General features: G+C 57.7%; 21 protein-coding genes. 8 read left to right on the top strand and 13 right to left on the bottom strand.

The window, feature by feature from the left end; translation table 11 throughout:
• The 3 genes from AC2FMY_RS18905 to AC2FMY_RS18895 all read left to right on the top strand — a co-directional run.
• A partial coding sequence (locus AC2FMY_RS18905) for a tyrosine-type recombinase/integrase (RefSeq protein ID WP_496807890.1) occupies positions 1 to 236 on the top strand: 236 nt, incomplete at its 5' end.
• Between the two features lie 112 nt (positions 237 to 348).
• Positions 349 to 936, top strand: a complete 588-nt coding sequence (locus AC2FMY_RS18900; RefSeq protein ID WP_496745899.1) for a cytochrome P460 family protein — start codon at positions 349 to 351, stop codon at positions 934 to 936.
• Positions 937 to 1,023: 87 nt separating this feature from the next.
• Positions 1,024 to 1,734 (top strand): CDP-alcohol phosphatidyltransferase family protein, encoded by a 711-nt coding sequence (locus AC2FMY_RS18895; RefSeq protein ID WP_480748021.1) that lies wholly within the window; start codon positions 1,024 to 1,026, stop codon positions 1,732 to 1,734.
• A 39-nt stretch (positions 1,735 to 1,773) separates the two neighbouring features.
• Here AC2FMY_RS18895 and AC2FMY_RS18890 read toward each other — a convergent pair whose 3' ends face one another.
• Positions 1,774 to 2,241 carry a hypothetical protein gene (locus AC2FMY_RS18890; protein ID WP_496744991.1) on the bottom strand — a complete coding sequence of 156 codons (468 nt, stop codon included), beginning with the start codon at positions 2,239 to 2,241 and terminating at the stop codon, positions 1,774 to 1,776.
• A gap of 76 nt (positions 2,242 to 2,317) precedes the next feature.
• Entirely contained in the window at positions 2,318 to 2,773 is a 456-nt protein-coding gene (locus tag AC2FMY_RS18885; protein WP_496744993.1) for a methylated-DNA--[protein]-cysteine S-methyltransferase, read from the bottom strand.
• A 150-nt stretch (positions 2,774 to 2,923) separates the two neighbouring features.
• Between AC2FMY_RS18885 and AC2FMY_RS18880 the strand changes: the two genes are divergently transcribed.
• Positions 2,924 to 4,090: an adenylate/guanylate cyclase domain-containing protein gene (locus tag AC2FMY_RS18880; RefSeq protein ID WP_496744995.1), complete on the top strand. Its 1,167-nt coding sequence runs from the start codon at positions 2,924 to 2,926 to the stop codon at positions 4,088 to 4,090.
• 47 nt (positions 4,091 to 4,137) lie between these two features.
• On the opposite strand, the gene ileS is transcribed toward AC2FMY_RS18880, so the two are convergent.
• From ileS to AC2FMY_RS18855, 5 genes are all read right to left on the bottom strand, one after another.
• Positions 4,138 to 7,077 (bottom strand): isoleucine--tRNA ligase, encoded by a 2,940-nt coding sequence (gene ileS, locus AC2FMY_RS18875; RefSeq protein ID WP_496744996.1) that lies wholly within the window; start codon positions 7,075 to 7,077, stop codon positions 4,138 to 4,140.
• A gap of 163 nt (positions 7,078 to 7,240) precedes the next feature.
• On the bottom strand, positions 7,241 to 9,985 hold the full coding sequence (locus AC2FMY_RS18870; protein ID WP_496744998.1) for a DUF2339 domain-containing protein: 2,745 nt from the start codon (positions 9,983 to 9,985) through the stop codon (positions 7,241 to 7,243).
• Positions 9,986 to 10,095: 110 nt separating this feature from the next.
• Complete coding sequence (locus AC2FMY_RS18865) at positions 10,096 to 10,584, bottom strand: DUF2269 family protein (protein WP_496745000.1); 489 nt, start codon at positions 10,582 to 10,584, stop codon at positions 10,096 to 10,098.
• Positions 10,581 to 11,891: an SDR family oxidoreductase gene (locus tag AC2FMY_RS18860; RefSeq protein WP_496807889.1), complete on the bottom strand. Its 1,311-nt coding sequence runs from the start codon at positions 11,889 to 11,891 to the stop codon at positions 10,581 to 10,583. The genes AC2FMY_RS18865 and AC2FMY_RS18860 overlap by 4 nt, the downstream gene beginning before the upstream one ends.
• Before the next feature lie 97 nt (positions 11,892 to 11,988).
• The gene (locus AC2FMY_RS18855; RefSeq protein WP_480748029.1) at positions 11,989 to 12,699 is read right to left on the bottom strand and encodes a VIT1/CCC1 transporter family protein; all 711 of its coding nucleotides are present in this window, start codon (positions 12,697 to 12,699) and stop codon (positions 11,989 to 11,991) included.
• Positions 12,700 to 12,910: 211 nt separating this feature from the next.
• On the opposite strand from AC2FMY_RS18855, the gene AC2FMY_RS18850 reads away from it, so the two are divergent.
• Entirely contained in the window at positions 12,911 to 13,474 is a 564-nt protein-coding gene (locus AC2FMY_RS18850; protein ID WP_496745067.1) for a LysE family translocator, read from the top strand.
• Between the two features lie 27 nt (positions 13,475 to 13,501).
• On the opposite strand, the gene AC2FMY_RS18845 is transcribed toward AC2FMY_RS18850, so the two are convergent.
• Genes AC2FMY_RS18845 through AC2FMY_RS18835 form a run of 3 tightly spaced genes read right to left on the bottom strand, consistent with a single transcriptional unit; the run spans position 13,502 to position 16,355 of the window.
• On the bottom strand, positions 13,502 to 14,494 hold the full coding sequence (locus AC2FMY_RS18845) for a YcjF family protein (RefSeq protein WP_496807888.1): 993 nt from the start codon (positions 14,492 to 14,494) through the stop codon (positions 13,502 to 13,504).
• Positions 14,491 to 14,943 carry a GNAT family N-acetyltransferase gene (locus AC2FMY_RS18840; protein WP_496807887.1) on the bottom strand — a complete coding sequence of 151 codons (453 nt, stop codon included), beginning with the start codon at positions 14,941 to 14,943 and terminating at the stop codon, positions 14,491 to 14,493. Before AC2FMY_RS18840 ends, AC2FMY_RS18845 begins: the two co-directional genes overlap by 4 nt.
• Complete coding sequence (locus tag AC2FMY_RS18835) at positions 14,940 to 16,355, bottom strand: YcjX family GTP-binding protein (protein ID WP_496807892.1); 1,416 nt, start codon at positions 16,353 to 16,355, stop codon at positions 14,940 to 14,942. Before AC2FMY_RS18835 ends, AC2FMY_RS18840 begins: the two co-directional genes overlap by 4 nt.
• Before the next feature lie 121 nt (positions 16,356 to 16,476).
• Between AC2FMY_RS18835 and truA the strand changes: the two genes are divergently transcribed.
• Positions 16,477 to 17,247 (top strand): tRNA pseudouridine(38-40) synthase TruA, encoded by a 771-nt coding sequence (gene truA, locus AC2FMY_RS18830; RefSeq protein ID WP_496807886.1) that lies wholly within the window; start codon positions 16,477 to 16,479, stop codon positions 17,245 to 17,247.
• A 52-nt stretch (positions 17,248 to 17,299) separates the two neighbouring features.
• On the opposite strand, the gene AC2FMY_RS18825 is transcribed toward truA, so the two are convergent.
• Both AC2FMY_RS18825 and AC2FMY_RS18820 read right to left on the bottom strand, forming a co-directional pair.
• On the bottom strand, positions 17,300 to 18,583 hold the full coding sequence (locus AC2FMY_RS18825) for a TAXI family TRAP transporter solute-binding subunit (RefSeq protein ID WP_496745008.1): 1,284 nt from the start codon (positions 18,581 to 18,583) through the stop codon (positions 17,300 to 17,302).
• 77 nt (positions 18,584 to 18,660) lie between these two features.
• Positions 18,661 to 19,521 carry a crotonase/enoyl-CoA hydratase family protein gene (locus tag AC2FMY_RS18820; RefSeq protein ID WP_496745010.1) on the bottom strand — a complete coding sequence of 287 codons (861 nt, stop codon included), beginning with the start codon at positions 19,519 to 19,521 and terminating at the stop codon, positions 18,661 to 18,663.
• 141 nt (positions 19,522 to 19,662) lie between these two features.
• On the opposite strand from AC2FMY_RS18820, the gene AC2FMY_RS18815 reads away from it, so the two are divergent.
• Positions 19,663 to 20,757, top strand: coding sequence for a CaiB/BaiF CoA transferase family protein (locus tag AC2FMY_RS18815; protein ID WP_496745012.1), 1,095 nt, complete (start codon positions 19,663 to 19,665; stop codon positions 20,755 to 20,757).
• Between the two features lie 60 nt (positions 20,758 to 20,817).
• On the opposite strand, the gene hemE is transcribed toward AC2FMY_RS18815, so the two are convergent.
• Entirely contained in the window at positions 20,818 to 21,852 is a 1,035-nt protein-coding gene (gene hemE / locus AC2FMY_RS18810) for a uroporphyrinogen decarboxylase (protein WP_480748037.1), read from the bottom strand.
• Positions 21,853 to 21,958: 106 nt separating this feature from the next.
• Between hemE and hemC the strand changes: the two genes are divergently transcribed.
• On the top strand, positions 21,959 to 22,915 hold the full coding sequence (gene hemC / locus AC2FMY_RS18805; protein WP_496745013.1) for a hydroxymethylbilane synthase: 957 nt from the start codon (positions 21,959 to 21,961) through the stop codon (positions 22,913 to 22,915).
• Positions 22,916 to 23,079: the final 164 nt, after the last annotated feature.

The raw sequence follows: 23,079 nt of genomic DNA, 5'->3' as shown, positions 1-23,079 counted from the left end.
CTCGCACAATCCAGGGGGTGATGGCAAAGGCCAGAATGCAGCTTGGCCTTCCGGCAACTGCCACACCGCATGCGCTTCGGCACAGTTTTGCGACACATCTCTTGGCCGCCGGAGGCGATTTGCGGGCCATCCAGGAATTGCTGGGACACGCCTCGTTATCCACAACACAGACTTATACTGCCGTTGACACTGCGCGTCTGATGGAAGTCTACAATCGCACCCACCCAAAAGCGTAAGTCCTCACATTCTGTCACAGATTCGTGTTTTGAAGTGTACGGAAGTGCTGAATAAGTAAGTCTGTTTTGTGCGAGCCTGATAGTCACCACGACGACTGAAGGGAGAACAGCCATGACAAGACATCTTTTCACGGTCACCGCAGCAATCGCCTGCACGTTCGGCGTCACCGCAGTATCGGCTCAGGAATGCGCGATTCCGACTGAAGACCCGTTTGAATTAACCGAAACAGATATCGGAACTATCTACGACTGCATCAAAGACAAGATGGTGGAGAGCTACGCAAAAGAAGGCGATCGGCTGGCGATGAACTATCGCAACTGGACTGTTAGCGGAACCCGGCCTGCGGTCGCCGGCCCACACGGCAACCGGTTGCTGTTGACATTTGCCAACCCGATCGCTGCCGAGGAATACCTGAAATTCGCCGAAGAAGGCGTTGAAATGCCGATTGGGTCCGTTCTGGCCAAAGAGAGCATTTCCATCGACAAGAAAAACAAGCAAGCCAAGGTCGGACCACTTTTCGTGATGACTAAGGTTGCCTCGGACGAAGCGCCCGAGACCGATGGTTGGGTCTATTCAGCGGTTCAGCCGAACGGCAAGCCGATGAAGTTCAAACAGTCTTTCTGTCACGATTGCCATGTGAGTTGGGAAGCGCAGGATGCTTTGGCCTATCCGTTGGAAGAGGTTCGCATATCAAACTGAAGCAGAAGACAGTCAGGGTTGAAGACAAAGCCGCCAGCTCTGACTTTTACTTTGCATATCTGGGCCGCTTGGTTCATGAACCGGACTATGACACTCAGATTCAAAGCCCTTTTCGTCCACCTCCTGACCGCGACGGGAGCTGTTTTTGCCATGCTGGCCATGCTGGCCGCAGCGCAAGAGAAATGGAGTTTGATGTACCTTTGGCTGGTGGTGTCGTTCATCGTGGACGGCATGGACGGACCACTTGCCCGCCACTATCACGTCAAGAAGTACGCCCCGGAATTCGACGGTGTATTGCTGGATCTTATCATCGACTACCTCACCTACGTGTTCATTCCCGCCTTTGCGCTTTTCCAGTCCGGCCTTATGGACGGGTGGACCGGCTGGTTTGCCATCATAGTGATCACATTTGCCAGCGCGATGTACTTCGCGGACACAAGGATGAAGACAAAGGATAATTCCTTCTCCGGTTTCCCAGGCTGCTGGAACATGGTGGTGATCGTGATCTTTGCACTGGAACCGAATTTTTATGTCAGTCTGGCCTTGGTAACCCTACTGTCTATCGCGATGTTTCTACCGCTAAAATTCATTCACCCGGTGCGAACTGCCCGGTGGCGCAACGTGTCATTGCCGATGGCCTTTGCCTGGACCTTCTTCGCCGGTTGGGCTGCCTGGGTGGATTTCGACCCGCAAAGCTGGGCACATTGGGGGCTTGTTCTAACCAGCCTATACTTGCTAGGCGCAGGAATCGCCCAGCAAATCATCCCTCAGAGAAATGCTGTGGAGCTTCACGACTAAGGTGCGCAAAGATATTCCTTGGCAAGGCGTCAAGTGGTTTCAGAGGACGTCTTCGACTTCGTATTCCTGACCATTGTGAGTAAAAACCTCGCCCGCCTGAAGACCGGCCATCGCCAGATATATCGGGCTCTGCGTTGAGATGCCCATATAGGTTTCGCCTTCGACATCGAAACGGGTCGTCGAAACCGACACCACGAAATTGCGGTTGTCGAATTTCACGACCGCACCCGGCGCGACGGTATCCGTCAATCCGAAATCGGTGTTTTCCAGTGCGTCAATCTTTGCGTGATGCGCATGAACCGGGGCGTCAAAGGCTGCAGCCAAATCGGCGTTTCCGCGCGAGGCCGCGATATCATCCTTGTCGTGCCCTTCCCGGTCATCCAGTTGAGACTCCTTCATGAACGCATCGTGATGTGCTTTGGCTGTGGCGAGTTCTTCTGCTTCCAGCGACATGAGGCGATCGATAATTGCCTTCTTTTTGGTGGCGCGATCTTGGGCGACTGTCATTGAATGGGTCCTTGAGTTCCGGTCGTCAAATAAAAGTGTGCTGCAAACCGGCGGAATGCAACAGCTTTTGCATAATTCAGATCAGCAAACCGGCGGCACTCTCATGACGCAGCAGCGCAACCTTGGTTTCGACGCCGCCAGCCCCCGAAAACCCTCCTAGCCCAGTTGCCGACAAAACACGGTGACAAGGTATGATAACCGGAATTGGATTGCCGCCGCAGGCCTGCCCCACAGCTTGCGCCGGATGACCCAGTTCCTCGGCGATATCGCCATAGGTTCTGGTCTCACCGAATGGGATCGAAAACATTGCATCGCAGACGCGCTTCTGGAACTCTGATCCATTCACCCGAAGCGGCAGGTCGAAACGGGTCAGCTTTCCGTCGTCATAGGCACGGAGTTGAGCCGCGGCCTCCATCAATAGAGAGGAATCCGGAGCCTCCTCTTCATTCGCCCACCGAAGGCGCACGATGACGCCATTCTGCTCCTCGACCGAGAGACGGCCAAATTTGGTATCGACGCAGATCTTTGGCATGCGGCGAAGCTTACAGAAGGCGCGACTGTCTGCAACCGATATGCGTGTTGCTCTGGGATTCCGTTGTTAAATCTGGCGAATTCATCGCCCGATTGCCTCATCGTCGCTTTCCGAGCATGATGAGTGGCTAAACGGGGCGGGGCAAAAGTCATGGTGGACACGGCCAAAATTCACTCGGTGTGCAACTGGCTGATCTCTGGAGCACAACCACCAAAAAGCTTCGAGACCGTAGTCAAGGAATGCGCGCACCGCTTAAACGAGGCCGGTATCGGGCTTGATGCGCTCATCATCAACGGACTGTTCATTCATCCGCGCATCCGAGGCATGCAGACCCGATGGACCAGCAAGGGGGGAGTTCGGCGAGTAACTTTTCTGCACGAGTACTTTGACACGGTTGATTTCAAAAAGACCCCGATTGATGGCAGCATCACCACACAACGCTCCATACGATTACGCTTGGCAGACTCCACGAATGCGTCGGCTAAATTCGAGGATTACATACGAAACTACCAAAATGCGGGATACACTGACGTTCTGGTGCTTCCTCTTATCAACTTCGATGGAACCGTAAGCGGCTGCGTCGAGTTTGCGACCCAATCTCATGGCGGGTTCAAGGATGAACAACTTATGGCACTGCGGCGGGTTCAGTCATGCCTGGCGCGAACGAAAGAAATTTTCACTGAACGTCTGGACAAACAGATCACCCTTGCAACTTATTTGGGGGAGGCCACCAGCCAGAAAGTTCTGAGCGGCAAGATCGTTCGCGGCGAGGGTGAGACTATCTCTGCCGTGGTTCTGTTTGCAGACATCAAGGGATATACCCAGCTTTCAAATAGTATGGGGTCAGAGGACGTTCTTCAGCTCCTGAACCATTTCTTTGCGGTCATCGACGATTCGGTCACCCGCAACAACGGCGAAATCCTCAAATTCCTGGGCGACGGGGCTCTCGTGATTTTCCCCACGCCGGACGACCTGACCGCTCAAGAGGCGGCGGCGGACGGTGCATTGCAGGCCATTGCTCATGCGCGAAAAACGATGGCCCATGGACTTGCAACCCCCGCCCCTGAGTTTCGAGCGGCCCTGCATGTCGGGGACATTTTCTATGGCAATATCGGCAGCAAAACCCGGTTGGATTTCACCGCCATCGGCCCGACAATCAATCTTTGCTCGCGCATGCTGCACGAGGCCTCGCGACAGGATGCAAGAACGATATGTTCGAAACAGTTCATGGACATATCGGCCGTCGAAGCCGGCAACCCCGTATCTTGCGAGGTCGCCGGCTTTGACACAACAATCGAGTTTTTCATTCTCGAATGAACAAGACCCCCTCGCCACCCAGGCGAAGGGATCCCTTCAGGTTTGGCTCATCCCAATGCGTCATCACAACGACCACAAACACCCGCATAGGTGTGGCGGCCAACGTCTGGCAGGATTTTCCAGCAACGCTGGCATTTCTCGCCTTCGGCTTTTTCGAAAACGACACCGACACCCGAAACTTCGGGCAAACGGAACGCTTCGGCAGGCGCCGGGTCGCCGGTCACAGAAAGGCCCGAAGTGATGCACAGATCGTCCATATCGAATTCAGCCATCAAACCGCGTACATCCGCATCTTCGATGTGCACCACAGGCGCAGCTTCGAGGCTGGAGCCGATTACCTTGTCCCGGCGCTGAATCTCAAGGGCTGCAGTGACCACGCGGCGAACGCGGCGAATGGTGGCAAAGTTCGCCTCGATTTCTTGGTCTCTCCAGTTGGCCGGAGTTTCCGGAATATCGACCAGATGAACCGAGCTGTTCTCGCCCGGGAACCGTTCCAGCCAGACCTCCTCCATAGTGAACACAAGAATTGGCGCGAGCCACGTCGTCAAACGATGGAACAGGATGTCCAAGACCGTACGCGCGGCGCGGCGCCGCGGACTGTCGCCATCACAATACAAAGCGTCCTTCCGGATGTCGAAATAGAAGGCTGACAGATCAACGGTGGCAAAGTTGAAAACGGCACTGAACACACCCTGGAAATCGAACTCGGAATAACCCTTGCGCACCTGAGCATCCAGATCGGCCAAGCGGCTGAGAACCCAACGCTCAAGTCGTGGCATTTCTGAAGGGTTTGCCACGCGATCGGCTTCGGTGAAATCCGCCAGCGATCCAAGGATGAAACGCATCGTGTTGCGCAAACGACGATAACTGTCGGCCACCCCTTTCAGGATTTCAGGTCCAATCCGCTGGTCTGCGGTGTAATCGGTCTGAGCCACCCAAAGGCGCAGGATATCCGCGCCATACTGTTTTACGACCTCATCGGGCACGATGGTGTTACCGAGTGATTTGGACATCTTGTTGCCCTTCTCGTCCAGCGTAAACCCATGCGTCACCACGTTGCGGTAAGGTGCGCGCCCTATGGTACCGCAGGCCTGCAACATCGATGAATGGAACCAACCGCGGTGCTGGTCGGTGCCTTCCATGTAGACGTCGGCGATGCCGTCCTCGGTCCCATCTTCGCGGTCGCGCAGAACAAAGGCGTGGGTCGAGCCCGAGTCGAACCAAACGTCAAGCACGTCAAAGACCTGATCGTAATCGTCAGGGTTGGCGATGCCGTTGAGGATCTTTTCCTTGAACCCATCCGTGTACCAGATATCCGCGCCATCCTTTTCAAACGCCGCCTTGATGCGAGCGTTGAGGTCTTCGTTGCGCAGCAGGTAATCCGCGTCAGTCGGCAAGGCGCCCTTCTTAGTGAAGCAAGTCAACGGCACACCCCAGGCACGCTGCCGGGACAGAACCCAGTCCGGGCGCGCTTCGATCATGGAATACAGACGATTGCGGCCGGTCTGCGGTGTCCACTTTACCAGCTCGTCAATCGAGCGCAGGGCGCGCTCACGAATACTGTCGCCCATCTCGCCCATACCGTCATCGAGCTTGCGATCGACCGAAGCAAACCATTGCGGCGTGTTGCGATAGATGATCGGAGCCTTAGAGCGCCACGAATGCGGATAGCTGTGCTTGATCTTGCCACGTGCCAGTAACCCGCCGACCTCAACCAGCTTGTCTATGACCGCCTTGTTCGCATCACCCTCACCGCCCTTGCGGGACAGGATGTATTTTCCACCAAAGAACGGCAGATCCGCGCGGAACGAGCCATCGTCCATCACGTTATAGGTGATGACTTTCTCCAGCCAAGTTCCACCGTGTGGATGCTCACCTAGATCACGATATAGCTCAAATTCCTCCATACCGTGGGACGGCGCACAGTGGACGAAACCGGTGCCTTCGGTATCGGTCACGAACTCAGCGGCGCGGAAGTCGCGGAGGTCGTCCCATTCGCCATTGCCGCCCTCGGCCCCGGCCAGCGGGTGGGTCAGTTGTACATCTTCCAGTTCATCGGCAGTCACATCGCGGACGCGTGTCCACTGGTCGTCGTTCAGACGGGCGCGGCCTAGCACGTCGGCGGCCAGATTATCTGCCAACAGGAACTTGTCGCCAACAGCAGTCCAGCATTCCTCCGGCGCGCCGGTGACTTCGTAGAGGCCATACGAGATGTCCTTGCCGTATACGACAGCCTTGTTCGACGGCATGGTCCAAGGGGTCGTTGTCCAGATCACCACGAACGCGTCATTCAGATCACCCGCGTTCACGACCTTGAACTTCACCCAAACTGTAAAGCTTTCCTTGTCGTGATACTCGACCTCGGCCTCGGCCAGCGCTGTCTTCTCGATAGGCGACCACATCACGGGTTTCGAGCCCTGATACAGCGTGCCGTTCATCAGGAATTTCATGAATTCGTCGGCAATCACGGCCTCGGCATGGAAGTCCATGGTGATGTAGGGATCAGGCCAGTTGCCGGTGATGCCCAGACGCTTGAACTCTTCACGCTGGATGTCGATCCAACCTTCGGCGAACTTGCGGCATTCCTGACGGAAGTCGACGATGTTCACCTCGTCCTTGTTCTTGCCCTTCTTGCGGTACTGTTCTTCGATCTTCCATTCGATCGGCAGGCCGTGGCAGTCCCAGCCGGGTACGTAACGCGCATCAAAGCCCATCATCTGATGGGAGCGCACGATCATGTCCTTGATCGTCTTGTTCAGCGCGTGGCCGATATGCAAGTGGCCGTTCGCGTACGGAGGGCCGTCATGCAGTGTGAACGGTTTGCGGCCCTGCTTTTCGCGCAGGCGGTCATAAACTCCGATCTGCTCCCACCGGGCCAGCCACTCAGGCTCGCGCTTGGGCAGGCCCGCGCGCATCGGGAATTCGGTCCTGGGCAGGTTAAGCGTATCTTTGTAGTCAGGTGTTTCAGTGGTCGTGTCGGCGCACATGGGTGGCGTCCTTCGGCTTGTCTTTTGCGGATAACGGCGATCGTGCGGTGCGAGGTCTCAAACACCTTGTCCCGGCGTCTCGATTGCTCAGAGCGCCGGGGAAATAATTCGAATAATGATGGCCAGCCGGTCAAACATGCCCGGGCTTATAGGACGGTGCCGCCTATTGGTCCAGAGGTTCCGATGCCTGCGGCGAATGGCGCAGCATGGCCCAGCGGTTGAGCCACGCAAGACCGGCCAAGGCAAGACCCAGCGCCAGCAACGAAAACACTCGGATCAGGCCTCCAAGTCCCGCAATGTCGATCAGGAAAACCTTGGCGATGGCCAGACCGATCACGGCCAGGCCCGCCTTGCGCATGATCGCGGAATTCCGCGCCAGCGACTGATAGAACAATACTGCACCTATCACCAGCAACGTGATGGTATAGGTGTATAGCTCGGGCTGGGTCACGCCGGTTTCGTGATACATCCCCGCCGCGCCCTGCCACAAGTGCCGGATCGCCAAACCCAGCCACAAGGCTGCAAGCGCCAGCGCCGCAACTCCGGACGCCCGCCGCAGCAACGGAGGCATGGATTTGATCCGCCAGGCCGAAAAGCCGATGACCAATGCCGGGAGCAGGTAAGAAACCACCAGCGTGTTCGCGACTGGCGGGCCAATCACCGGCATAGCATGGCTGGTCAACAGTGGATTTCCATCGGTCAATGCCGCTACCAGAGCTACACCGCCAAGAATACCGAATACGGCTGCCAGGCCCGTTCGTATCATAGCAAGCCTACCGCCAAGCTCCATCCTTTGCACCTGTGCAAAGGCCAGACCCAGCCAGATCACCGAGAGCAGACCAAGCCCCCAATGGCTTTCATCCGCACGGCCCGCGATGCGTTCCAGCCACCGCATAAGAAGGATCGACAAAAACAAACCACTCGTCGACCACGCGGCACTGTCCAGCATCAGCCTGGCCAACGGACGCGAGAGCGGTCGCAGCAAGTAGAGGGATAGAACCAAAGCAGCCAGGGTGCCTCCATACGCAAGCACCACCTCGGGCAGCGGCGCCCTGTCCGACCAGTCCAGACCGGGATCGACAACCAACCGATAGCCAAGCGTGACGACACCGACCGCGATGAACCAACTCATCGGTTGTAAGGTGAACTTGCGATCCAGCGCCGCCGCCGCAACAACAGTGACGGCCAATGCAACCGTCAAGGCAGCCGAACTCAACACGATGACACAGGCAAAGGTAAGGCAGGATAGTGCGGACAACGTGGCCAGCGCGGCGCGCATCCTGTCCTCTCCGTCTCGACGAGCGAAACGCTCGGCGAATACTACCATGAGGGTGCCCAAGACCAGCGCGTGCAGTGCCCATGGATACGCCCCGATCACCTCGGCCGGCTGCCACGCAACCTCCAACACGATCGCCATCGTCGGAGCGAAAATCGCCGCCGCTCCGGCCCAGATGACCGCCATTTGCCCACCCCGGAATGACCGCCACGCCGACAGAACCGAAATCAGTGCACTGATCACGACCAAGAAGGTAACCACCCATGGGAAATCCGCTTCGGGTGTTTCGGTGTAGGTTTCAAAAAACCGCCGGTAAGCTGCGCCAAAGTCAAATCCCTGGCCCCAAACTACCCACAACAGACCGGTTGTTGGAAACAGCACCGTGTCCTGCAATGCGCGGGCACCGCTCGCCCATACGATCAAAGCCACCGCCAAACCAGATAGTATCAAGACGGCAAGCCAGAACTCGGTCTCTGATCCACCCCAACGCAACGCGATGAATGCAGTGCTGACAACCACTGAGGCAAAGGCAAGCCGCGTCGGGAATTCCGGCCAGGGATCGCCCTTTTTGCGACGTACAGACACCAAAACCATGCTGCCGGGATGATCCGGGGTCAGACGGCGGACCGGAACAACGATGGCAGCCAGCGCAATCAAGGTAGAATAGACCATCAGCGCCGCGTCGGTTGACGGCGACGAAAGCGAAACCAACCAAGCAGAAGCATAGGCCCCGACAAGCGCGAGAACCGAAATCCACGCCCAACGTCGGACGGTATCGATTCCCAATCCCAGAACGGTCACGACAAAGAAATAGACGTAAAGCCACGACGGATCCTCGGACGACCCGCCTACCAAAAACGGAGCGGCGAAAGCACCTATCAACCCCACCGCCGCCAACAGCGGCCCATGAAACCACCCCAGCACAAGTCCCATGAGTGCGATGGTCACCATCGCGGACAGTGCAGCCTCGGGTCCGATCAAGTCATAAAGCTGGCGCGCGGCCAGAATGCCCCCAAACAGCGTGACCAGCCCCGACCCAGAAAAGACCGAAGGCAGGTATGCGGTGCTTGAGGACGCATCATCACCAAACCGGCGGCGCACAACCTCGCCCGAAATGATCAGAACTGAGCCAAACCCCAAGGCTGCGATGATTCGCGCCGCTGGCGGCAGCAAACCGTTCTCCACGCCGTACTGAACCAGAAAAATCCCCGCCAAGGTCAGCGAAAGGGCAGACACCGCATAGAACCAATTCTCACGCAACCACTTGCCCAACGCATCGAATTTGTCCTGCCGGAACACCACAGCACGAGGCGGTGTAGCAGGGGACTTGGGGTGCGTCAGGGTGGCAGCTTCTGTTGCATCTGGTTCTGTCACCGCATGACGCGACCAGGGCGCGGGGCTGACATTTTTTTCCTTTTCCACCGATTCGGCATCGCGCGAAGCTTCTTGAGCAACTGGGTCGGTTCGCTTTTCAGGCGGCTTCACGCGCTCGAAAGGTCGACTGAGTTGCGCGATTTGTTGTTCAAGGTCTTCCACGCGCTTTCGCAGGCGCGACAGACCGACCAACAGAATGACAATAGTCACCGGAATGGCCAAGACGATCAACGCAACAAGTACAAGCAGCGATTCCACGGCGACCCTCCGAAGTGTTTTGTGGAAAGCCTATCCGCCAGTGCTGCTGTCACATAGTGCGGAATACCTGACGAAATCCAAACGTTGCCGCACGCCCACATTGGCATGTGTCAAAAAACCGGTACCGAAATCTCGGGCCGCGCCAGCATCAGCCAGACAATTGCCAGAACGGCTAGAAAGGCCGGAAACCCACATGCAAACCAGGTGCGGAATAACCGGTGATATCTCTGTGGAAGGGCTTGCTGCTCAGCCACCGCTCCCCGCGCCATGTCGCGCAATTGCACCTGAATCCAAACGACGGGCAGCCAGAACGCGCCGGTCACGACGTACAATACGAGGGCCAGCAGTAGCCAACCTTCGATCAAGCTCCATCCCAAACGCCAAGCCAGCAGCATGCCGGTGACCGGCTGCAAAATGACAGCCGTCGTGGTAAAGACAAGATCCGCCAGCACCACCACCCCTGCGGTATGGGCAATGATCTTCGGATCGTCGCTGCGATGTGCCATCAGCATGAAAAACGCGATCCCGGCACCGGTTCCGAGAAGGACACAGGCACCGATCACGTGCAGCCATCGCAGGATCAGATCGGGATCTGTCATCTGCTCTCCAAAAGCTGGTGGGCCAGAAGGGAAAGGAACATGGCCGGCAATATCTTGACCAGTGGCCCCAATGGGTCGACCCATAATTCCGGGGTCACCACGGACGCCGCAACCAGATAAAACGCTGCAACCGCAACCTGTACAAGACAGGCCCATGCAGCCCAGGACCTCCACAGGATCGCCAGTCCCAAGCCGATATCAACCAGCGACCAGAATACCACGCTGACCTTTGCCATCCAGTGTGACCAGTCCGCCGAGATGAGCACCGCACTTGCCTCGTTCAAGCCGATTAGACCGAACACCCCAGACAACACCCAGAACAAGCTGAGCACCGCCACGACGAGCGGCATGAGCAATGACATCCGCGCGGCAAGCCTGTGTTCCCGGGCGCATTCCAGTCCGGCATAAATCTCTGGCAGAGCGACCAAATGGCGCCCGCTGGCCTGCCGGTACGTGGCGGCATTCCCCTCGACTCCGGTTTCCATGACCAAAAGCGCCGTGGTTCGAAGCGGAGACCTCCATCCCAACACCCCCAACCCATCTGCGATCCGTCCGACAAGCCGTGTAATTGCAATTGGAACATTCAAAGAGAACAAAGCAGGTCGAAACCCCAGCCATTCACGGGTCTGCCGTACGAGCTCTGCCAGCGACTGCGCCTGATCTTCGACCAACTCATACTCTCCATGCGGCAACTCGCCAGAGACAGCTTCAAGGACCACACGGCACAAATCCTCCATCCCCAACGATTGCACCGGTGTCGCGGGTTGGGCCAATGGCTGGAAAAATGGCACGGCGGCCAGCATCCGCAGCAGCCCCGTACCGCCAAAAGCAGTTTGCCCAATCACCAGCCCCGGCTTCAGCACCCAGAGCGGCGCACCACTACGGCGCAACGCGGCATCACCTTCTGCCTTGGTTCGCATGAAAGCGGTGTCGGACGTCGCTTCAGCCCCAATAGCGGATATTTGTACAATTGCTATCCCACTCTTGACACAAACTTTGCCAAGTGCGGCAACCGCCTGATGATGGACCGCGGCAAGATCATCCTGAGAGCCGTCCTGCAATGCGCCAGCGCAATTCACGACAATGTCGACATCATTCAGGGCAAGCGACCAGTTTTCAGGCTCCGTCATTTGACGCAAGTCACCATCAATGATGCTGCATCCGGACAAGACCCTATCAGCCAATCGCACCGATCTGACCATTCCGCGAACAGCATATCCACTCTGGACCAGCGCACGGACAACCGATGCGCCAATGAAACCGTATGCTCCCAGGACCAAAACCGTCTTGGTATCAGCATGCTGCATGGTCATGGCATCCTTGGCAACGCATCAATGTGGCAACTCTACCTGTCCGAGGTGCACGCGCCAGTGGCAGACACGCTTCTGCGACAAACTATCGTGACTAGGTCTGAAAAAGGGTTCCAACGAAATAGGCGATCCCCGCCGCCACTCCACCGATGAGAAGTGTCTCACCGCCCGAGTGCCACCAAGGGGCCAGCGACCAGCGGCTCTTCAATGCGCCTATCGTAAAGAATACACCCATCGTCATCCAAGCCGACAATGCAAAGGCGTGATCCAGCCCGAACAGGAACGGCAACAGCGGCACCATTCCAGCGACGAGAAAAGCCATGAAGGTTGCGATGGCCGCCTTCAAGGGATGCGGATCGATAGTTCCCAACCCATACTCGCCCTCCAGCATCAGGCTGATCCAGCTTTCCTGATCCGCAGTTACGGCGCCTGTTGCTTCTTCCAAAACCGGACCTGACAGGCCCTTCTGAGCCAGAATCGCACGCACTTCGCGGCGCTCGCCGTCAGGGTAGAGTTCGATATGGCGCTCTTCGATCGCCCGGATGCGGCGGATGTTGTCCAACTCGGCTTTTGTGCCTGAATAATTGCCTGCCGCCATCGAAAATCCGTCAGCGAGCACATTGGCAAGGCCAAGTGCTACGATTACGAACGGCGACAAGCCCGCGCCCGCGACACCGGCGACGATGGCGAATGTCGTCACCGAACCGTCTATGCCGCCATAGACGATATCTCGCAACACGCCACGCCCGGGCGGAGCGCTTATCCGTTCGGCGATTTCTTCGTGGCTGTGACCGTGATCCGGCATTGTTTACCCTCTGCTTGTTTCTAATCTTGGACGATGCGACGGGCGGCGGCCTTGCGTCAGATCAAGCCTTTCCGCGACTCCTCTCTTGGCGGTTCGACGTCGGATCACTTACATAGACCGAAACGAAACTGGTGGACTCGATGGAAATCGCAATTTCCTTGGGAACTTTCTTAATGGTGAACGTTCTGGCGTGGATTACACCGGCCCAAACATGTTCGCGGTCATGAGCGCCTCCCTGACACACGGTCGCAAACACGGTGTCATGACCGGGTTTGGCATGGCCAGCGCCGCCTTTCTTTGGGCCTTGTCCGCAGTTCTGGGCGTAGCGCTTGTGTTCGAACAGTTCCCCAAGGCGGTTGTCGCACTCAAACTGGCAGGCGCCGCCTATCTGGTCTGGCTGGGGGTCAAGTCGCTGAACTCGGCCTTCGGAAACACCGGCTCGAAGACAGCGCCTCAAATCCAAGCACGCAGACTTTCTCGATCATTTCGAACCGGGTTCATTGTCAGCATAACAAATCCAAAGGCCGCACTTTTCTACGGTGCCATCATGACCGCGGTTATTCCAGCGTCATCACCTAACTGGTTTCTCGGCGGTATCGTCGTACTTTGCGGATTGCTTGCGGCGGCGTTGCACGCGGTGACCGCGACGGTCTTTTCGACCGAGACCGCCATCGCCGCATTCCGAAATGCAAAACGGTGGATTTCGGGAGCCTTGGGTCTCATGTTCATCGGGTTTGGTGGAGCGCTCGCCTTTGCTGCCTTGCGGCGCTCATAGGCAAGGAAATCAACCTAAGTGCCGGGATCATCCCTTTTTAAACAGCCCCGTCAGAGCACGTTTGACGATAGCCCGTGTCGAAGGTTTGTGCCGGAAGGAAAACGGCAATGGGCGACACACTTCCATTGCGGCCACGCCAACGCGGGCACTGAGCGCGCCATTGACCAGCCCCTCGCCAAATCGCCGGGACAGTTTGCTGAGGATAGACCCACCCAGAACCGGCTCTAGCAGATCATCACCCACCGCAACCGCCCCGGTCGCAACCAGGTGCACGAAAACGGCACGGGTCAACCGCCAACTACCCAAGACCCCTGCCCGACCACCATAGATTTCAGCGATGCGGCGGATCATACGTAGCGATGCGCCCAAGGCAGTCGCCACGTCGGCCAAAGCCAATGGAACCAGTGCAGTGACGGTAGCAACCTGCCGTGCCGCGGCTTCGACCTCACGGCTGGCTGCCGCATCCAGCGGGGCCAGCAACTCGTCTTCGGCCAGCGCGAGCAACGCTGACGCGTCAAACATGTCGCCTTTGCGTTCGTTCAGCCGTTCCAGCCCCCAACGTGTGTCTTCGCGGCCGCTGTAGAAAACGGCCAGTCTGTCGATCACCGCCCGCGCTTTCCCTAGATCACCCTCAGCCAGAGCCACGTCGGCGGACCGTTTCAGGCTATCGACACTGGCAAGCCGTCCAATCGCCGCAACTTCCCTGAGACCAATGAGCAACACAACGAGAACCAAGGCTCCAATCAGAGCCGTCACCGCCCATCCAAGCATCGGCGCACGCGCCACCAGCGATGAAACGAAATCCCAAGCCGCGACAGATACCACCGCCCCGACCAACGCCCCTGCAAGCCCCCAGAACCATTTTGCCAGTCTTGAAGGCTTGCGTGTAGCAACACGGGCGACGGTTTGCATTGCCTTGCCTTTTGGAACCTGCAAGTCTGGTACGTCTGGCGCTTGCGCCACATTTGGTACGGGCGTTTTTTCGTCTGAAAGATCGATCAAAACCGGACCATTGGTCATCCGGGATATCCTTTCTTTTCCCAGACATAAGTGATGTCGGGCAGGTTTTCATCGTTGGCCGAGCCATCGCCATACCCAGCCTCGACAAATCCGTTACGTTCGTAAAATCGTCGTGCCGGGGCGTTGGCCTCGAATGCCTTCAGGACCAGGTAACCCCGCCGTCCCTTTGCATCCTCCAGCAACTTCTGTCCGACCCGCTGTCCTCTGGCCGGTTCACTCAGATAGAGCGCGCAGATTTCTGCTCCGTCCCGAGCAAGAAATCCGACAACTCCATCCTCGCCTTCGGCAACAGTCACCCAACCCCGATCGATCATGGCCCCGCAGAACGCGATCGTTTCCGCCAGCGAATGGAGTTTGGGCATCCAATCATTCTCGCGCGCGAATCCGTACAGGATTTTGCCGGTCTTACCGGCATCCGTACTGCGCGCTGGTCGAAGGATCGCGTTCAAAGCTTGCCTCCGATCAAGAAATTCGCTGCCCGGTCCAGCCGTATGTGCGGTGGGCCGACACCGGGCTTTCCGTCAATAGGCGCCGGCGCAAAAGCCATGGTGCCGTATTCGCCCTTCAGCCATGCCTCTGCGCCATCGCGTGCTGGCACCAACAACTGCGCGGGATCTTCGGGCAAGCGCCCCGGATAGAACGCCGCCTGTTTGCCGGTTTCCAGCAATGCACCCCGAACACAGGGCAAGTCTTGCCCATTGTGGCGACGCATCTCTTCGGTGGTCACGCGCAAGGCAGCAATCGACAGGGCCGACGTTTCGGCCCCGGCAAACCGGGCGCGGTTTCGGGCCTCGCGAGTCAATGCCTCCATGATCGCGGTCAGGTGCTGGTGCTGCAGATGGTGCAGGTGATCGGCTTTAGTAGCGGCAAAAAGAACCTTTTCGATCCGCTTACCCAGCAAAAGCCCGCTCAGCCAGGCGTTCCGACCGGGCCGAAAGGCCGACAGGATGTCAGCCATCGCACGGCGCATGTCTTCGACTGCTTTCGGGCCCTTGTGGATTGCGCCCAAGACATCGACCAAAACCACCTGACGGTCGATACGGGCGAAATGGTCCCGAAAGAACGGCTTGACCACTTGTGACTTGTAAGCTTCGTATCGCCGCTCCATCTCACGATGCAAAGTCCGCCGCCGCGAAAGACCCGACACCGGGAGAGGTGCGAATGTCAGGACCGGAGAGCCCGCCAAATCGCCAGGCAACAGAAACCGCCCCGGAGTACAGTCATAAGACCCAGCCTCCCGTGCGGCGTTGAGATATCCCGTAAATGATTTTGCCAGACCCTGCGCCACCTGTTCGTCAAGCGTGGCTCCCGGATCGGTGCTTTTTAACTGCGCCAGAAACGCTTGCGCCTGTGGTCGTGCCGCGACCCCTGTCAAAACCTCACCAGACCACTCGGCATAGGTTTTGTCCAACAAACCCAGATCCAGCAGCCACTCCCCAGGATAGTCGACGATGTCCAGATGCACGGTGCGTGGCGATTTGAACCCCGACAGCAACCCACCCCGCTGCACGCGTAGCGACAAACGCAATTCCGACACTGCGCGGGTGCTTTCGGGCCAGCGAGGTACAGGCCCGGTCAGCGCCCCTAGATGAGTTTCATAGTCAAAGCGCGGCACCGTGTCATCGGGTTGCGGTTGCAGATATGCGGCAACGATCCTGCCCTCCTGCTCTGCCGTCAGCCCGTGCATCCGCCCTCGATCCAGCAGGTTGGCCACAAGCGAGGTAATGAACACCGTCTTGCCCGAGCGTGCCAGCCCCGTCACCCCCAGCCGGATCACCGGTTCGAACAAGGTTTCGGACACACGGTCGCCCACGGTTTCCACACCGCGCATGATATTGTCTGCCAGAGTCGAAATGACCAAAACGCTGCCTCTCTCACGACTTGCCGCAAGATAGGCACGTCCGTGCAGGGTTACCAGTGCAACACAGAACGGCAGGCCTCCCCACTGGACTTGTCCGCCTCTCCGGGCTACCAGCGCGGCCATGCCACGTTATGCATTGAAAGTCGAATATCACGGCGCCCCATTTGCCGGTTGGCAGCGCCAAAAAGAGCTGCCCTCGGTTCAGGGAGCAATCGAGGACGCGCTGGCCAAGCTTGAACCCGGCCCTCACACAATTGCTGCGGCCGGCCGCACCGACGCAGGCGTTCACGCCCTTGGTCAGGTCGCCCATTGCGATCTGGCAAAGGACTGGGACCCTTTCCGTTTGTCTGAAGCGCTGAATTATCACCTCAAGCCGGAACCAGTCGCAATTCTTCAGGCCTCTCAAGTCGCGGACGACTGGCACGCGCGCTTTTCGGCGGTCGAACGGCAATACCTATTTCGTATTCTGATCCGACGCGCTCCGGCCACACATGACAAAGGGCAGGTCTGGCGGATCGGTCATCCACTCGACGTATCAACGATGCAGGCAGCCGCAGACATGTTGATCGGGCGGCACGATTTCACCACGTTCCGGTCCTCGATTTGTCAGTCTGCCAGCCCCGTCAAGTCGCTGGACGAGTTTCGCGTCGAAGCGGTCGATGGCTTTTCCGGACCGGAAATCCATTTCCACGTCCGAGCACGTTCCTTTCTCCACAACCAGGTGCGTAGTTTTGTGGGCACACTTGAACGGGTCGGAGCAGGCGCGTGGTCACCCGAGGACGTCTATTTGGCTCTCAAGGCCTTAGACCGGGCTGCCTGCGGTCCGGTTTGCCCACCGCAAGGCCTGTATCTTGCACGCGTCGGTTACCCGGTCGATCCCTTCCGGAGGTGAAGTTGTGTTTTATGACGGACAAAAATCAACTGTTTTTCGGGACAAAACGATTTCAAATCTTTTTGCCAGCAGCTTTCCGTCGCAATAAAATCATCTCATTCACCCGTTTTTGAATGAGTTCCAGATGCAGGCGGGCATCATATTGTCCCTGTCTGTAGGCGGCTGGAAGCCGAAGCGTGGCAAAGCGGTTGTCCAGATCGACCAACTGCGTTTGCATCGCCTCAAGTTTTGACAATTCAGGTTCCTCGGACAACTCTTCTTCGATCTGCCTTATCTCGGGATAGTGCTGCCAAACCCGCCAACGCTGAACATAAGCATAAGCGCGAGGCAGCATCCGCAACAATGGAACAACAATGAAGAAGAATGGCAGGAACAGCAGAAGCACACGATTGACCTGAGCAGCTATCCAATAGGGCAACCAATCGTGCCATGTAGACGGGCCTTCCTGTATCAATTGCCGTGCGGTGTTGTTGACTTTCAATCCGGTCCCTTCGATCGACGGGAACATGCCCGGGTCGGTTATGATCCCACGTTTTCGATGCACTTCTATCGCGGCGGTGGTAAGGCGGTTTATCAGGGCGGGATGCAAATCAGGCTCGACAACCAACCGCGCTTCCAAAGCTATGAATTCACGAGGTCCGGGCGGAAGCACAGGATCCAAAGACATGCCTCCTGTCGGAACCGTTACGACACTGGCATATTCCAGTCTGCGCGAAATGGCTTGGACATGTTCGACTGGCAGGAACCTTAACTCGGATTGCTCATATGCCCGCTTCAGATAGGGCGCATCAATCGGCGCGACAAACACGGCAATATCAATTTCATCGTTGATCAAAGCATCAATTGCCTCGGCATATCCGATTTCGAAGTGCGTGTTGTCTTCTCGCGATAAATCTACCGCTCTTTCAAAGTCACGAAAGGCGGCCTCGGTTCCTGATCCATACGCACCGCTGTTTATACGCAAACCTTTCCATTCAGCAGGGTTGCGCGGAATGATCGCATCAGCGCGCCCGAGGAACACCATTGGCTCAAAGAATACGGCTCCAATCGCCTCGATCCTGTCATCTTCGATCGGGATGCCACCCTGCAGGAAACCCGCATCCACCGCTCCCTGCGACAGCAGGCGTGCGTTTTCAACAGACCCGGCAGTCCGCAAGATTTCAAGCCGAATGCCATCTTTGGCAAGAAGATCCGCATAGGTCTTGGCGATACTCTCATATGACCCGCCTTCGGGGCCTGCAGCGAATTTGAATGAGGAAGGCGGGTGAAGCCGCGCATATATGAGGGCAAGCGCAATCGCGATGGCGCAGCCGAAAAAAAACAACCAGGCTCTCAATGCCGCTCCCCCCAGAAATGTGCATGAGATGTTGCAAGAATTCAGGCTAGTCTCGAATTCTTTTCAGAACAAGTCTGCTACCTGTTGCGCTTGGGAAGTTCGAAATTCCCGGTCCAGTCCCACGTCCCTTCGTCACGCTCTGCCACCGCCTGTTTCCAACCCACATCTTCGGCGCGCGCCTTGAAGTTTATGCCTTCGGGTGAATGCCGGGTAATACCGTCAAAAATCGTCGCCAGCCGCTGTGTCTGCATCAGTCCCGTCTGTTCGATGGCCTGGTTTATCACCAGTTTCTGCATCGCCAGTTGGTTGATCGGAACCGCCGCCATCCGTGCTGCCAGTTCCTCGACCGCGTCATCCAACTCATCTGCCGGAACCGCCCTTAGTACGAGGCCCATGTCGGCGGCTTCGCGACCCGAAATCTTGTCCCCGGTGAACAGCATCCGCTTGGCTCGCTCTACCCCCAGGCGATAAACCCACATGGCAGTCGTCGGACAGCCCCAGACACGCGCAGGCATGTATCCGATCTGCGCATCTTCGGCCATGATGGTCAGATCGGCACACAGCGCGATATCAGACCCACCTGCAACCGCGTACCCATGCACTTTGCAGATCACTGGCTTCATAGCACGCCAGAGCGACATGAAATGCTGTGTGTTGCGCCACATAAAACGATAATCCTTGATCGGGTCCCAGGGCATTGGCTGCGTCACCTCTCCAGAACCATTGCCTTCGGCATAAAAGGCCAGATCATAGCCCGAGCAAAAGGCGCGACCCCGTCCGGACAAAATCATGACGTGCACCTCCGGATCGGCGTCTGCCTGCGACACTGCGGCCTCCAGTTCCACCGGCAATTCATCATTGATCGCGTTCAATACTTCTGGGCGATTCAGGGCAATTCGCGCGATACGGCCATCCTTTTCATAGTCGACAACTGGCATGGCACACTCCTCCTCAGAGCCCAGAAAAGCACAGGCCAACAATTGCGCATAGAGCACTCTGTCAGGACGTCACGTCGCATGAACAACCCCTTGCAATCCCCCGGCCACACCTGAACCTTGTTGCCAAACGGAGAGCATCGCATGTTGAACGGCATTCGCATCATCGAATTCGAAGGGCTCGGTCCTGCCCCATTCGCAGCCATGCTGCTCGCCGATCTCGGTGCAGACGTAGTCACCGTGCACCGCAAGGGCGGCCCGGTCACGCCTGGAATGCCGGAACGTTCGCTGCTCGACCGGGGCAAGCGGTCCATCGCGCTGGATCTCAAAAGCGCCACAGACAATGAAACCGCGCAACGCCTTATTGCCACCGCCGATGCGCTGATCGAGGGTTTCCGACCCGGCGTGATGGAAAAACTGGGCCTAGGCCCCGAAGCTTGTCATGCACTAAACCCCAAACTCGTCTACGGACGCATGACCGGTTGGGGGCAGGACGGTCCTTTGGCTCAACAGGCGGGCCACGACCTGAACTATATTTCTCTGTCGGGTGCGCTTTGGTACGGGTCAAACCCCGGCGATGCGCCGCAGACACCGGCAACTCTTCTCGGTGATATCGGAGGCGGTGCGATGTACCTAGTGACCGGCCTGCTAGCGGGTTTACTCAATGCTCGCGTCAACGGGTGTGGAACAGTGGTCGACGCCGCAATTTATGACGGCTCGGCCCACATGATGAACCTGCTCATGAGTTTGTCGCAAACCGGAAACCTGTCCGAGACACGCGGGGAAAGCTTGCTTGACGGCCCCCACTGGAGCCGCACCTATGCATGTTCGGATGGCGGTTATGTGACGGTGCAATGCCTTGAACCGAAGTTTTACACACTCTTCCTCGAACGCATGGGCCTCGCAGAAGATCCAGATTTCCTCAAGCAATTTGACAGACCCGCGTGGCCGACCCTTACCTCGCGACTGGCCGAAATCTTCTTGGAAAAACCGCGCGATCATTGGGCCGGGCTGTTTCTGGGCACAGACGCCTGCGTCGCTCCGGTTCTCAGCCCCGCCGAGGCGGCTCGCCACGAAATGAACGCGTCCCGCGAGACCTGGGTAACCCAAAACGGCATCTTCCAGGCCGCCTGCGCCCCCCGTTTTTCAAACCACGACTGGACTCCGCTACCCAGCCCGCTACGCGGCGAACACACGGACGAAATCCTCGGCGAACTCTCAGCTTTGGACAGGAACTGACTTGGTGCTTCTTTCTGGTCTGAAATACCCCGGGGAGCGCGAGGGGTTGGCCCCTCGCCCCTAACGCCCGCGCACCGTATCGATCATGATCTGAACATTTTCCGGATCAGCATCCGGCGTGATCCCGTGGCCCAGATTGAAGATGTGGGGCCCATTGGAAAAGGCCGCGACGATTCGGCGAGTCTCGTCAATCAACGCCTGCCCGCCGGTCACCATATGCGACGAGGCCAGATTCCCTTGCACGCATCCATCGACCTGAACGTGCTCTGCGGCCCATTCCGGCGTCACCGAGTTATCGAGAGCCACACAGTCCACGCCCGTGGTTTTGGCAAAGCCAACATACCCGTCACCGGCTTCTCGCGGAAACCCGATGACAGGAATACCCGGGTGGCGCGCCTTCAGGGCCTGCGTGATCACCCGACAAGGTTCGACTGCGTATTTGGCGAACGCCTCTCCGTTCAACGATCCCGCCCAGCTATCAAAGATTTTGACAACCTCGGCACCGGCTTCGATCTGGGCAGACAGATACTCGATCGTGGCCGCTGTGATCCGCTTGATCAAGGCGTCAAACAGTGCTGGATTGCCCTCGCGCAAGGCATGCGCCGGTCCTTGATCGGGCGTACCCCGACCGGCGATCATATAAGTGGCGACAGTCCATGGTGCACCCGCAAATCCAATCAGCGTGGTTTCCGACGGCAGTTCGCGCGACAGTATTCGAACGGTTTCATAAATCGGGTTCAGAGTCTCGTGAACAGCTTCAACCGGTTTCAACACATCGAAATCGGCCTGGCTTTGAATCGTTGACAATCGCGGCCCCTCGCCGGTTACGAACCACAGATCGGCCCCGAGCGCCTGCGGCACCAGCAGAATATCGGCAAACAGGATCGCCGCATCAAACCCATAGCGGCGGATCGGTTGCAACGTCACCTCGGCCGCCAGATCGGGTGTATAGCACAGCCGCAAGAAATCACCTGCCTGTTCCCGGGTGGCGCGGTATTCCGGCAGGTACCGCCCTGCCTGGCGCATCATCCAGATCGGCGGAACCTTTTGAACTTCGCCCGCCAGCGCCCGCAGCAATGTTTTTGTTTCGGCCATGCTCGCCCCCAAAAATCCGATTTCCGTCACGGGTCCGCCTTCGGCGGCAATTTGTCAAGCTCTGCCCCCATTGTCAGGGCAATGTGACGCGACTAAAGCTGACCCCATGATTTCGAACTTACCCTCCCCCGCTTCGCCGCTGAAGATCGGCACCCGTGGTTCGCCGCTGGCGCTGGCCCAGGCCCATGAAACCCGCAATCGGCTGAGCGAGGCGTTCGACCTGCCCAATGACGCGTTCGAAATCGTGGTCATCAAGACCACCGGCGACAACCGTGCCATGATCGACGCCGACCGTCCGCTGAAAGAGATTGGCAACAAGGGTCTGTTCACCAAGGAAATAGAAGAGGCTATGTTGCAGGGCTCAATCGACATCGCCGTTCACTCGACCAAGGATATGCCGGTCGAACAACCCCACGGTCTGGTGCTCGATACATTTCTGCCGCGCGAGGACGTGCGGGACGCGTTCATCTCTCCGTCGCTCGCATCGATCCACGATCTGCCCCAGGGAGCTGTCGTCGGAACTTCGTCACTGCGCCGCCGGGCACAGCTTCTGAATCGCCGCCCCGATCTGAAGGTAGTGGAATTTCGGGGCAACGTGCAGACCCGGTTGAAAAAACTGGCCGAAGGCGTTGCTGACTGCACATTTCTTGCCATGGCCGGTATTCGGCGGCTGGACATGACCGATGTTCCCGCGACCGCAATTTCTCCCAATGACATGCTGCCCGCCATCGCGCAGGGTACGATCGGGATCGAACGACGCGCAGATGACCTCCGCGCCGCCGAGATGCTTGAGGCGATTCACCACGCAGAAACCGGCCAAAGACTGGCTGCTGAACGCGCATTGCTGGCCGCGCTCGACGGCTCGTGCGAAACACCAATTGCCGGTTTGGCTGAATTGCGGGGCGCCAATCTTCGTCTGCGCGGCGAAGTCCTCAGGCCAGACGGTTCTGAATCGATTGCTGATGATGTCACCGGGCCTGTCGAAGACGGCAGCGAGATGGGTCGTGCCATGGCAAGTCGCCTTCTGGACCAGGCTGGCCAAGGCTTTTTCGACTGGCGCTGAAAGAAATTTTAAAAAAATCCACCGATTGTGATCTGGTTCACTTACGCAACCACAGGTTTCGGGCAAATCTACCCTCAGCCAGATTGGCAACATGAGGGGGGCAAACCCGATGAAGATCAGAGCACATGGCGGAAAGCTACTGAACGCTCTGGGCTTAGAGGGGG

Source organism: Ruegeria sp. YKSE079, assembly GCF_059612845.1.
Note: the sequence above shows the minus strand (reverse complement) of the source record. Positions and strands in the feature narration are given on the sequence as shown.